Origin of the sequence: Segatella copri, from assembly GCF_019249655.2 — a bacterium.
Lineage (GTDB): Bacteria > Bacteroidota > Bacteroidia > Bacteroidales > Bacteroidaceae > Prevotella.
The window spans coordinates 1,021,708-1,035,360 of the sequence record NZ_CP137557.1; the positions used below are offsets into that span (position 1 = coordinate 1,021,708).

Sequence of the window (13,653 nt, forward strand, 5' to 3'; positions counted from 1 at the left end):
CGATATATTAATTTAAAACACCCGATAATATATCTAGGCTCCCGTACAATATTTCCCGCCTCCTATCGTTTATAATTTATAATTAATTTATTAAAGAGGTGTAACTTAGCTTCATCACATAATTAAAAGGAGAAATCAAGATATGATAGAATATATTCATGGCGATTTAACCGAGCTGACCCCAGCGATGGCCGTGGTAGAAACGGCTGGAGTGGGATATGGACTCAACATTTCGCTCAATACCTATACCGCCATTCAGGGCAAGCAGGAAGTAAAACTCTATGTTCACGAGGTGCTCGTGGCTGGTGGAAGAGACGACTCTTTCACCCTTTTCGGTTTTGCTACCAAGCAGGAACGTGAACTCTACCGGCTGCTCATCACCGTATCGGGTGTAGGTGGCAACACGGCGAGAATGATTCTCTCGTCCATGTCGCCTGCCGAACTCTGCAGCGTGATTTCCACAGGCAACGACAAGATGTTGAAAACCGTGAAGGGCATCGGACTCAAGACGGCACAGCGCATCATCCTCGACCTGAAGGATAAGATTGTGAGCCTCGGCATCGCCGATGAATTGCCAGCCAACGGCGGCAATGTGGCGATGGTGAACAGCGACATCAAGGATGAGGCTGTCAGTGCCCTTACCATGCTCGGCTTCTCGCCGGCACCTTCGGCAAAGGTAGTGGTGGATATCCTGAAGGCTCAACCCGACCTGCCTGTGGAGCAAGTGGTGAAACTCGCATTGAAACAAATTAAGTAAATGAAGATAAGACAAAGAATCATATATCTGGCGATGGCGTGGCTGATGGTTTCTACCTTCGGCTACGCCCTCGCTTTGCCTTTTCTGCAGAATGATAGAACCAGGCAAAGAAACCAGAGGGCACAAAACAGACAGGCTGCTCAGGCTTCGAGACCATCGGCACAGAATGGGAATCAGAACAGAAACCAGGGCCGCAACGGTAACAATGCCGCAAACGGAAACAATGCCGCAAAGGATGGGGATGAGAAGTCGGGCATCAATGCCCAGCCGCTTCAGATAGCTGAAGATTCTATCCCAGATTCCCTGCTGCATCCACGCTGGCAGATTCAGCGCACCCAGCCGTTCTCGCTGAGCGACCTCTACCAGAGTCCGCTCGACCTGAAGCGTCCGGATGCCCTGAAGTATGATGTGATCTACAACGATACCATCAACCGATACATCATCGGCAACAAAATGGGCAACACCTGGCTCTCGGCTCCTATCATGCTCACTCCAGCGGAATATCTCGCATGGACTGAACTGAACGAGCGAAACGCTTTTTACCGAAAGAAGAACGACGAGATATACCAGGCTAAGGGCAAGGAGAAGTTCGACTTCACCGATATGCACTTCGACCTGGGACCGGCTGAGAAAATCTTCGGTCCTGGCGGCATCAGGGTGAAGACGCAGGGTTCTGCCGAACTGAAGTTTGGTATCAACAAGAAGAACATCGACAACCCTTCGCTGCCTATCCGCAACCGAAAGACCACGATGATGAACTTCGATGAGAAGATTAATCTGAATCTGAACGGTAAGATTGGCGACAAGATGAACCTCAACCTGAATTACAACACTGATGCCACCTTCGACTACGATGCGCAGAACATGAAGCTGAAGTATGACGGCAAGGAGGATGAAATCATCAAACTGGTTGAGGCGGGTAATGTTTCCTTCCCTAGCAACTCGTCGCTTATCAAGGGTGCCAGCAGCCTCTTCGGTCTGAGAACCGATATGCAGTTTGGAAAACTCAAGTTGCAGACTGTGTTCTCGCAGAAGAAGTCTGCCTCTAAGAGTGTATCGAGCAAGGGTGGCGTGCAGCTGACACCTTTCGAGTTGAATGTAGCCGATTACGAGGAGAACCGACACTTCTTCCTCTCCCGATTCTTCAGAAACCATTACGATGACTGGATGAAGAAGTTGCCTAACCTGGTAACGGGTGTCACCATCAATCGTGTGGAAATCTGGGTAACTAACAAGACGGGAACCACCACGAATACCCGAAACATCATCGCACTGACCGACCTGGGTGAAACCGAGAAGCTGAGCAACCCGATGTGGACTGCGGGAGGAACCAAGGTGCCATCCAACCAGGCTAACACCGAGTATACTGCGATGACAAACCAGTTTGCGGCAGCCCGTGATAACGACCAGGCTTCTTCCGTATTGGAAGGCGGCGGACTGGTGGGCGGCAGCGATTATGAAAAACTGGAGAGTGCCCGACTGCTCTCTTCCTCTGAATACTCCGTGAATACGGCGATGGGATACGTATCCCTGAAAACCGGATTACAGACCGACCAGGTACTTGCCGTGGCTTACGAATATACCTACGGCGGCGTAACCTATCAGGTGGGTGAGTTTGCTTCGGATATCACCGATACCAAGCAGGGACTCTTCGTGAAGTCGCTGAAGAACACCAGCTGCAGTCCGCAGCAGGGCAACTGGGACCTGATGATGAAGAACGTCTACTATCTCGCCTCTCAGGTGGAGAAGGAGAAGTTCCGTCTCGACATCAAGTACCAGAGCGATACCACGGGTGTCTATCTCAGTTATATTCCCGAGGCGCAGGTCAAGAGCCAGCCTATCATCCGCGTGGTAGGAGCCGACCGACTCGACAACAACAACAAGGCGCGCAGCAATGGTTACTACGACTATGTGGAGGGCTACACCGTATCCAACGGTCGTGTGTTCATCCCGAAGGTAGAGCCATTCGGAAGCTATATGCGTGATTATCTGGTGAAGAACGGCGTTGCGAAGGAGCAGGCAGACAAGTATGCCTTCACCGAACTTTACGATAGTACGAAGACCATCGCCAAGCAGTTGGCCGAGAAGAACAAGTATCTCATCACGGGTCAGTTCAAGGGTTCGGCAGCCAATGTCATCTCCCTGGGTGCCTACAATGTACCGCAGGGTTCGGTGGTGGTAACGGCAGGTGGCGTAACCCTTACCGAGGGTTCCGACTATTCCGTGGATTACAATGCCGGCGAGGTGACCATCCTCAACCAGAGCATCATTGATGCCGGAACGGCGGTGAACGTATCGCTGGAAAGTAACACCGACTACGGACAGATGAGAAAGACCATGGTGGGCTTGAACTGGGAATATGATTTCTCCAAGAATTTCCAGATAAGCGGTACGCTGCAGCATCTTTCCGAGCAGGCACTCACCAACAAGGTGGCGATGGGTTCGGAACCATTGAAGAATACCATCTGGGGTGTGAACCTGAACTGGAAGAAGGAGAGCCAGTGGCTGACCAATATGCTCGACAAGATTCCGTTCCTGCATCTTACCCAGCCATCCTATATCACCTTCCAGGGCGAGTTTGCCCAGCTTATTGCGGGCGAAGCAGGAGGCACACAGGACAACGCTTCCTATCTCGACGATTTCGAGGGAACCAAGGAAACCATCGACGTGATGACTCCTTCTTCATGGATTATTTCGAGTGTGCCATCCCTCAACTTCAAGGAAGATTACAACGACAAGTCGGGCTTGACCAGCGGCTTCCATCGCTCCCGCCTTGCCTGGTATTGCATCGACCCTCTCTTCACCCGCCGAGGCAGTTCGCTGACCCCTGGTCACATCAAGAGCGACCTGAAGCAGTTGAGTAATCATTATGTAAGAGAGGTGTATGTAAAGGAGCTCTTCCCATTGCGTCAGCAGAGCACCTATCAGGGAGCCACCAACACCCTGAGCGTGCTCAACCTGGCTTACTATCCATCGGAGCCGGGTCCGTATAACTTCAATGTGAACGACCTGCAGCCCGACGGAAAGCTTCAGAACCCTCAGCGCAACTGGGGGGGTATGATGAGAAAGCTGGATACTAACAATTTTGAGCAGGCCAACGTGGAATACATCGAGTTCTGGATGCTCGACCCATTCATCTACTCCAAGGACCAGGCTGATGCCGCCGACTATGGTGGCGACTTCTACATCAACCTGGGAGAGGTGAGCGAGGATATTCTGCGAGACGGAAAGAAATTCTACGAGAGTGGAATGCCGGTGGATGGCAGCGACAGCTTCACCTATACACAGTGGGGTAAGATTCCTACCCAGAGCACCGTGACATACGCATTCGCCACCACCAGCGGCAGCCGTGCCCTGCAGGATGTGGGCTTCAACGGACTCACCGATGGCGAGGAGCAGGAATTCTACAAGAGTGCCTATCTCGACCAGATTCAGGGCAAGGTGAACCAGGCGGTGTTCGACAGCATCTTTGCCGATCCGGCACGTGATGACTACCACTACTTCCGCGGTTCCGACTGGGACCAGCAGAAGACATCCATCCTGGACAGATACAAGTATATCAACAACCCTCAGGGCAACTCGCCGGATAGCGACAGCCGTACCGAGAGTTATGATACATCTTATAAAACCACCCCTGATGTGGAAGATATCAACCAGGACTATACGCTCAACGAGTATGAGAAGTACTACCAGTATCACGTGAGCATCCGTCCGGAGGATCTCGTGGTGGGCAGCAACTTCATCGTGGATAAGCGAGAGTACAGCCAGACCTGGCGCGACAACACGAAGTCGTCAGTAACCTGGTATCAGTTCCGCATCCCAGTGGATGAGTTTGAGAAGCGTCAGGGCAACATCAACGATTTCTCCAGCATCCGCTTCATGCGCATGTTCCTCACCAACTTCAAGAAGCCGGTGGTGCTCCGATTCGGAACCCTCGACCTGGTGATGAGCAAATGGCGCACCTACGACCAGCCATTGGGAGCTGCCAGCGGCGGAACCCTGGAGGCGAGCACCGTGAGTCTGGAGGAGAATGCCGAGAAGACACCGGTGAACTATGTGCTGCCTCCTGGCATTGAGCGAGAGAAAGACCCTAGTCAGCCACAGCTGGTTGAGGCCAACGAGCAGGCGCTGAGCATGGTGGTCAAGAACCTGAGCAATGGCGAGGCAAAGGCGGTTTACAAGAATTCTACCATCGATTTGCGCCAGTATAAGCGCATCCAGATGTTCACCCATGCCAATGCCCTGGAGCAGAACACCACCAACTTGAAGGATAATCAGCTGTCTGTGTTCCTGCGTCTGGGTAGTGACTATAAGAACAACTACTATGAGTATGAGATTCCGCTGCAGGTGACTGAACCTGGCAAATATGTAAGGAACAGCACTGCCGACAAGAAGAAGGTATGGCCGGAGGAGAACATGCTGAACGTGGCGCTCAGCGTCTTCACCAACCTGAAGAAGGAGCGCAACAAGGCGAAGGCACAGGGGCTGGCTTCCTATATGGCACCTTATACCATGTATGATGCCGACCATCCGAACAACAAGCTCACCATCGTGGGTAATCCTACCCTGGGCGAGGTGAAAACGATGATGATCGGTGTGCGCAACAACTCGGGCGAGGAGAAGAGCGGAGAAGTTTGGATCAACGAGCTCCGACTGCTGGAGCACAATAACAAGGGCGGTTGGGCAGCCAATGCCAACCTCAATGTGCAGCTCTCCGACTTTGGTAGCGTGAATGCCACCGGAAGATATATGAGCGAGGGCTTTGGCGGACTGGAAGACGGCGTGGCAAGCCGAAGCACCGACAACTACGGCACCTACAGTGTGACCACATCGCTGGAGATGGGTAAGTTCTTCCCTGACAAGGCGAAGGTGAGCATACCTTTATATTATAGTGTGACCAAGGAGAAGACTTCGCCGAAGTATAATCCGCTGGATACCGATATGGAACTGAAGGATGCTCTGGATGCCACCGGTTCGAAGGCAGAGCGAGACTCCATCGAGAACATCGCCGTAACCAAGGTGACGCAGACCAACTTCTCTGTTTCCAATGCCCGTGTGGGTATCGCCACCAAGGGTCATCCGATGCCGTACGACCCAGCCAACTTCTCGTTGACCTACAGTCATGCGCATCAGCGTACCACCGGCGAGACCACGGTTTATGAGAACCGTGACAACTGGCGAGGTGCCCTGGATTATTCCTGGACTCCTGTGTATAAATCGTGGGAACCGTTCAAGAAGATCAAGAACAAGAGCAAGTGGCTCGACATCCTGAAGCGGTTCGGCCTGAACTGGCTGCCTCAGAACATCGCCTTCAATACGGAGATGACGCACGAGACCTACGAGCTGGAGGAGCGCGATATGGAGAGTACGCTCAATTCGCAGCTGCCGCTCACCTATAGCGACCAGTTCCTCTGGAACCGAGAGTTCTCCATGCGCTGGGACTTGACCAAGAACCTGCACATGAACTTCCAGAGTGCTACCCATGCTCAGGTGGATGTGCCTTATCCGGAAGTGAACACCGATCTCTATGCCGACCAGTATCATGCCTGGAAAGACTCGGTGTACAGAAGTTCGGTATGGAACAGCGTGAAGAGCTGGGGTACGCCGCTCGACTACAGTCAGAACTTCACGGCATCTTATAAGGTGCCGCTCAATCTGCTTCCAGTCTTCGACTGGCTGAACACCGATGCCAACTACAGCGCCAACTATTCGTGGGAGCGAGGCATGGAAGATGAAGAAGGCCACTCGTATGGCAATACCATCAACAGCCAGCGCGAGGTGACCCTGAACGGAAACATCGACCTGGTGCGTCTCTACAACCACGTTCCATTCCTCAAGAAGGTGAACGAGAAGTATGAACGTTCCAAGAGCAGGAGTGAACTGGCTAGGATGAAGAAGGAGAAGGAAGACAGAAAGAAGGCCAAGGCGAAAGCCAAGGAAGAAGAGCTGAAGGCGAAGGAAGAGGCTGAGAAGAATGGCGACAAGGAAATTGCCAAGACCGACGGCAAGGACGTGAAGAATGGCAAGAACGCCAAGACCAACGCCAAGGATAAGGGTAGAAACGACCTGGCAAAGAAGCTTCCGAAGAACAAAAAGGCTTTTGAGAAGGAAGTGACCCTCCTGCCTGATACCACCCTGCTGGTAAAGCATGGCAAGAACAGCAAGCGCCTCATCGTATCGGCGAAGACGGCAGATGGCAAGATGTTCCACCTTAAATATAAAAAGGTGGATAACAACCAGATTAAGCTTCTCTCGAAGGTGGATAGTGCCTTGAAGCTGAAACTTACCGTTTTGCCGAAGGAGCCGCTTGACAACAAGAAGTGGTACAAGGCTGCCCAGTTTGCATCCCGCTTGGCGATGATGGTGCGCAAGGTGAGCTTCACCTATCGCAACAGCTACCAGATGACCCTGCCTGGCTTCACCCCTAGCGTGGGCGATGCCTTCGGACAGAAGAAGGTGGGACAGATGGCTCCAGGACTTGACTTTGCCTTCGGTATGATTGACGATGATTATATCCAGAAGGCTAGGGAGAACGACTGGCTGCTCTTCAACGATTCCATCGCAACACCGGCTACGACGAGCAAGACAGACAACTGGCAGTTCCGTGCCACCCTGGAACCTGTTAAGGATTTCAAAATCGACCTCTCTGCCACCCACTCGAAGACTACGCAGAAGAGTATACAGTATATGTATGAGGGCACGCCGACCACCCAGAGCGGAACCTTCCAGATGACCACCATCTCATTGGGTTCTGCCTTCGAGGGAATGGGCAATGCCAACAGTGGTTACAAGAGCAAGACCTTCGAGAAGTTTGTCAACTCGCTCGAAGGCTTCCGCCAGAGGGTAGAGGCGCAATATGCCGGAGCGGTTTATCCGGCTGGCTCTGAGCTGAGCGGAGGTAAGTTTGATGCATCCCGCACCCCGGTTAATAAATACAGTGGTGATGTGATGATACCTGCCTTCCTCAATGCCTATACATCGATGGGCGGCGGTTCGCTCTCGATATTCCCAACGTTGAGCCGCCTGTTGCCAAACTGGACTGTCCGCTACAGTGGACTCGGCAAGTTGCCTTGGTTCTGCGACCACTTCAAGAGTGTGAACATCAATCATGGTTACAAGAGTGTATATGCTGTGGGCAGCTATAACAGTTTCAGTACCTATCAGGAATTCATGAATGGCTTGGGCTTCATCAGCGATGCCTCAACGGGCAATCCATCGCCTAGCAGCATGTTCAACGTATCGCAGGTGAGCATCAACGAGGCCTTCTCGCCATTGCTCGGAATGGATATGACGTTTAACAACAACATGACCCTGAAGGCTGAGTATCGCCAGACCCGCGTATTGAACCTCAGTATGACGAGTATCCAGGTGAACGAGGCCTTGAGCAAGGACTGGGTGATAGGTATGGGCTACCGCATCAACGACTTCGACCTGTTTGGTCCTAGAGCCAAGAAGGTGAAGAGAACGGGCAAGAAGAATCAGCAGGACAGCAAGAGTACGCAGAAGTCGCGTGGTGCCAACCACGACCTCAATCTCCGTGCTGACTTCAGTTTCCGCAAGCAGGCAGCCATCGTCCGCGACATCGCTTCGATGACGAGCAGCGCCAGCAGCGGTAACAATGCCTTGAAGTTCAGCTTCACTGCCGATTACACCCTGAGCAAGTTGCTCACCATGAGTTTCTACTACGATCGTCAGACCAACACCCCGCTGCTTTCGAGCAGCAGTTATCCGACGACCACGCAGGACTTCGGTCTGAGCATCAAGTTCTCGCTGACGAGATAAACGAAAAAAGCTCGGATGCAAATCTGATAAACGAAAAAAGCTCGGATGCAAATCGCATCCGAGCTTTTTTTATGTTTCTTCTATTCTTTATTTATCTTTCTTGTCGTAAGCATGAACAGGGTAGTCGATAGTATAGTGAAGACCACGGCTCTCCTTGCGCTCGATAGCCATACGGGTGATGAGATAACCTACATTGATCATGTTGCGGAGCTCGCAGAGTTCCTTGCTCACCTTGACACGCTTGAAGAGATTCTCGGTCTCTTCGTAAAGAAGGTCGAGGCGGTCCCAAGCACGCTTCAGGCGAAGGTCGCTGCGCACGATGCCCACGTAGTTGCTCATGCATTCGCCCACCTCCTTGACGCTCTGGGTAATCAATACCTTCTCCTCGTTGGTCAGGGTACCCTCGTCGTTCCAGGCAGGAACCTTCTCGTTGAAATCGTATTCATCCACATGCTCCAGACTGTGCTTGGCAGCCGTCTCGGCATAAACCACAGCCTCGATGAGCGAGTTGCTGGCAAGGCGGTTGCCACCATGCAGACCGGTGCATGAACACTCGCCCAGGGCATAGAGACGGTTGATGCTTGAACAGCCGTTCAAATCTACCTTGATACCACCACACATGTAGTGAGCGGCAGGACGCACTGGGATGTAATCCTTGGTGATGTCGATGCCGATGCTCAGACACTTGGCGTAGATGTTAGGGAAGTGACGCTTGGTCTCCTCCGGATTCTTGTGGGTAACATCCAGGCATACATGGTCAAGACCGTGAATCTTCATCTCCTTATCGATGGCACGAGCCACGATGTCGCGAGGAGCCAGACTCAGACGCTTATCATATTTCTCCATGAAGCTCTCGCCGTTAGGCAGACGCAAGATGCCACCATATCCACGCATTGCCTCGGTGATGAGGAAGGCAGGATGAGTCTCGCCCGGATGATAGAGGGCTGTAGGGTGGAACTGAACGAACTCCATATCGGCCACGGTACCCTTGGCACGGTAAACCATCGCCTCGCCATCACCCGTGGCGATGACTGGGTTGGTGGTAGTCTGGTAAACGGCACCACATCCGCCGGTACACATCACGGTAACCTTGCTCAGATAAGTATCCACCTTCTGGGTATCGGGATTCAGCACGTAGGCTCCGTAACAGTTGATATAAGGAGTGCGTCGGGTAACACGGGCGCCCAAGTGATGCTGGGTGATAATCTCCACGGCGAAATGATTTTCCTTGATATCGATGTCAGGGCAGTTGCGCACTGCCTCCATCAGCCCGCGCTGGATTTCAGCACCCGTATCATCGGCATGATGAAGGATGCGGAACTCGCTGTGTCCGCCCTCACGGTGGAGGTCGAACTTGCCGTCCTGCTGCTTGTCGAAGTTAACACCCCACTGCACGAGCTCTTCGATCTGCTTCGGTGCCATGGTGACAACCTGCTTTACAGCATTGTAATCGCTGATGTAATCACCAGCAATCATCGTGTCTTGAATGTGCTTGTCGAAGTTATCCACTTCCAAGTTGGTAACTGACGCAACACCACCTTGTGCAAATGAAGTGTTCGCCTCGTCGAGAGAGGTTTTGCAAATCATGCACACTTTACCTTTATGCGCTCTGGCTACTTTCAGGGCGTAACTCATACCGGCAACTCCTGAGCCGATAATCAGAAAATCATACTTATAAACCATCTGAGTTTATTCTTATCTAATTTCTATCTATAAGAAGAGACCTTTTCTTTGCATAAAAAGCCGCATTCTCTAGGAATTAATTCTTAATTCGTTGCAAAATTACTAATTTCTCTTTAAAATGAGTAATAAGAGAGGGAATTTTTGTAATTTTGCAGCGAAATTTAAGGTAATATAGTCTTTTAGACTATCAAAAGGTAGTAAAAAATGACTTTTTTGCGGATATAATTGAATTGAAAATGACTTTTTAACAGAATAGGATAGAATAGGTATGGCAGATAGAACTTTTCACAAGCGCTTCTCGGTGACGGCTCGCATCGGGGTGGCAGTGTTCGCCCTTCTTGCCGGATATTTCTTCTGGGTAAAGATGGCGATTATCGGCATCTTCCTGGCCATCATCATCGTGGGCATGATAGAGCGCATTTTGAACACCACCTATACATTTAAGAAGGTGAAACCTATCGACAGGGACGACGAGATGGAGTATCTCATCATCAATGAGGGCAGGTTCTCATCGAACAGGAATGTGCCCGTGTGCGATATCATCAGCGTGCATCAGGCCAAGACCTTTATGGGGCTGGACCATTGCATGGTGATAGAATACGGAGCCAAGAACATGGTGGCCATTCAGCCGGACAACGAAGAGGCTTTCGAGAAAGAAATTAAAAAACGACAATGAAAAAGATAAGATATATGATGTTGAGTCTGATGGCGGCGATGCTGATGGCAATGCCTATGCAGGCTCAGAATGTGACGAATGATGAAGTGGTGGAGATGCAGGACGACACGGAAGTGGCTGACTCCACAATGTTAGACTCGCTGGCTGCCGATACGCTGAGATTGCCTTGGCCGGAATCGGTGAAGGTGGGTATCGACAATCTGCTGAAGAGCAAGATGTTTGAAACTTCGCAGGTGGGTATCATGGTTTGGGACCTGGAGGATGACTCCTGCATCTACAAGCACAACGAGCGTCAGCTGATGCGCCCGGCTAGTACGATGAAGCTCCTTACGGCTATCACGGCGCTGGACAAGTTGGGCGGGTCCTATCAGTTTAAAACCCAACTGAAATATACGGGAACCATCGAGGAGGGTGTGCTCCATGGCGATGTATATTGCGTGGGCGGCATGGATCCCCGTTTCAACAGTGATGACCTCTCGGCCTTTGTCAACAGCCTGAAGGAGATGGGTGTAGATACCATCCGTGGCAAGGTGTATGCCGACCGCTCGATGAAGGATTCTGATTTGTTGGGCGAAGGCTGGTGCTGGGATGATGACAACCCGGTGCTTTCGCCTTTGGTGTTCTCCAGGAAGGATATCTTCATGGATAGATTCCTGGCTAAACTGAAGGATGCGGGCATCGAGTATGAGGAGATGTATGCCTCTACCAAGACCTGTCCTACTAATGCTTTCACCATCTGTACCCGTTTCCACACCATGGACCAGGTGCTGCACAAGATGATGAAGGAGAGTGACAATCTCTATGCCGAGAGCATGTATTATCAGATAGCGGCTTCCACGGGCAACCGTCCGGCGAGTGCCAAGAGTGCCCGCAGCGTGGAGCGCCAGTTTATCAACCAGAAACTGGGCTTGGATGCATCACGCTATAAGTTGGCTGATGGTTCGGGACTTTCGCTCTATAACTATCTGAGTGCCGAACTGGAGGTGGCAATGCTTCGCTATGCCTTCCGCAACGACAACATCAAGCAGCATCTGATTCATTCGCTGCCGATAGCGGGTGTGGATGGCACCCTGAAGAAGCGTATGAGGAGCGGCAGTGCCCACGGCAATGTGAAGGCTAAGACGGGCACCCTGACGGGCATCATCTCGCTGGCTGGTTATTGCACTGCAGCCAATGGACATGAGCTTTGCTTCTCTATTATCAATAATGGTATCATGCATGGCAGCAATGCCCGAAACTTTGCGGACAAGGTTTGCAAGCTGCTGTGCCAACCGTGACTTTAGTTGATAGTTTATAGTTGAGAGTTTACAGTTAATAGTTTGTAGTTTACTGTTTATGGCTTATGGAGGAAATTAGAAAATTTGTAGATTCAATGATAACATGGGCGGGTATCACGGGTGATTACGTGCCTATGCTTCGTCATATATTGCTCACCATCATCGCTGTGTTGCTGGCGATGCTGAGCGATTTCCTTTGTCGCAAGATATTGGTTCCGCTGATTTCGAAGATTACGGAGAAGACGGAGTTTTCTTGGGATGATGTGTTGCTGAACAGGAAGGTGCTCACCTCGGCTTGCCATATCGTTCCGGCTGTGGTGATATGGTCGCTCATGCCGCTCATCTATCTGGAATATCCCATATTCAAGGAGATTCTGGAGCGTGCCACGGGCATCTATATCGTGGTGATGTCGGTGCGCACGGCATTGGTGTTTATCGGTTCGTTCAAGGGATTGGAGAACAGCGAGGAGCGCCGCTCTTCGGCTCAGCAGTATTTCCATACCTTCTGCGGTGTGCTCAGAATATTGATGCTCTTCGTGGCTGGAGTGGTGGTGGTAGCCATCCTGCTGGGTAAGAATCCGATGACTCTGTTTGCCGGTTTGGGTGCCACCTCGGCTGTGCTGATGTTGGTGTACAAGGATACCATCCTCGGATTAGCTGCCGGTGTGAGACTGACGAGTAATGATATGCTCCACAAGGGCGACTGGATTACGGTGAAGTCGGTGGATGCCAATGGTATTGTTGAGGAGATGTCGCTCACCACGGTGAAGGTTCGCAATTTCGATAACACCATCGTTACCATTTCGCCAGCCACGCTGGTGAACGGTTCGTTCCAGAACTGGATTGGTATGCAGAAGAGTGGGGGAAGAAGAGTGAAGCGAGTGGTTTACTTCGATTTCCGCAGTGTGCGATTGGTGGATGATTCCTTAAAGCAGACCTTGCTTGCCAAGCATTTTGCTACGGAGGATTCCTTTAAGTTGAAGGAAACGTTGCAGAAGGCATTGGCAAAGGATGGTATTCATGTTTCTGAAATTTCTGCAGAATCGGCAGTTCCATCTGATGAGGATTTGGAGAAAGAAGGTATTAAGGAAGGGGCAGACCTGCTGAATCCTGCTGCTCTGGCTCCAACCAATCTTCAGCTTTATCGTAAATTCATGGAGAAATATCTGCGTCAGCGCCCTGAGGTGAATACGGAGTTGACCTTGATGGTTCGCCACATGGAAGCCACCCAGTGCGGTCTTCCTATCGAGTTCTATTTCTTCATCAAGGATAAGGTTTGGGTTAATTACGAGCATATCCTTGCCGATATCATGGAGCATGCCTACGCGCTTGCCAATGAATTCGGCTTGAAGATTTACGAGCAATATCCGGAGCAGTAATTACTTTGAACAGTTTCGGCGGATTTGCAGTTTCGGCGGATTTGCAATCCGCCGCCGTATGAGTAACTATTGCGGATTTGCAATCCGCTAAAAGGACCG

General features: G+C 51.2%; 6 protein-coding genes. 5 read left to right on the forward strand and 1 reads right to left on the reverse strand.

From position 1 onward, the window contains the following. Nucleotides 1-142 precede the first annotated feature (142 nt). Together ruvA and sprA are read left to right on the forward strand one after the other, a co-directional pair. A complete protein-coding gene (gene ruvA, locus KUA49_RS03785) occupies nt 143-757 on the forward strand; it encodes a Holliday junction branch migration protein RuvA (RefSeq protein WP_203049758.1) in 615 nt (204 codons plus the stop codon). Next, nucleotides 758-8,539, forward strand: coding sequence for a cell surface protein SprA (gene sprA, locus KUA49_RS03790; RefSeq protein ID WP_218412906.1), 7,782 nt, complete (start codon nt 758-760; stop codon nt 8,537-8,539). It begins immediately after the preceding gene. Between the two features lie 87 nt (nt 8,540-8,626). Here sprA and nadB read toward each other — a convergent pair whose 3' ends face one another. Beyond that, a complete protein-coding gene (nadB, locus tag KUA49_RS03795; protein WP_218412907.1) occupies nt 8,627-10,222 on the reverse strand; it encodes an L-aspartate oxidase in 1,596 nt (531 codons plus the stop codon). Between the two features lie 268 nt (nt 10,223-10,490). Here nadB and KUA49_RS03800 point away from each other — a divergent pair, with 268 nt between their 5' ends. The 3 genes from KUA49_RS03800 (at nt 10,491) to KUA49_RS03810 (ending at nt 13,554) form a co-directional block, all read left to right on the forward strand. Beyond that, entirely contained in the window at nt 10,491-10,898 is a 408-nt protein-coding gene (locus KUA49_RS03800) for a PH domain-containing protein (protein ID WP_203049764.1), read from the forward strand. After that, nucleotides 10,895-12,175, forward strand: a complete 1,281-nt coding sequence (gene dacB, locus KUA49_RS03805) for a D-alanyl-D-alanine carboxypeptidase/D-alanyl-D-alanine-endopeptidase (RefSeq protein WP_218412908.1) — start codon at nt 10,895-10,897, stop codon at nt 12,173-12,175. Before KUA49_RS03800 ends, dacB begins: the two co-directional genes overlap by 4 nt. 65 nt (nt 12,176-12,240) lie before the next feature. Continuing rightward, on the forward strand, nt 12,241-13,554 hold the full coding sequence (locus KUA49_RS03810) for a mechanosensitive ion channel family protein (RefSeq protein ID WP_218412909.1): 1,314 nt from the start codon (nt 12,241-12,243) through the stop codon (nt 13,552-13,554). Nucleotides 13,555-13,653: the final 99 nt, after the last annotated feature.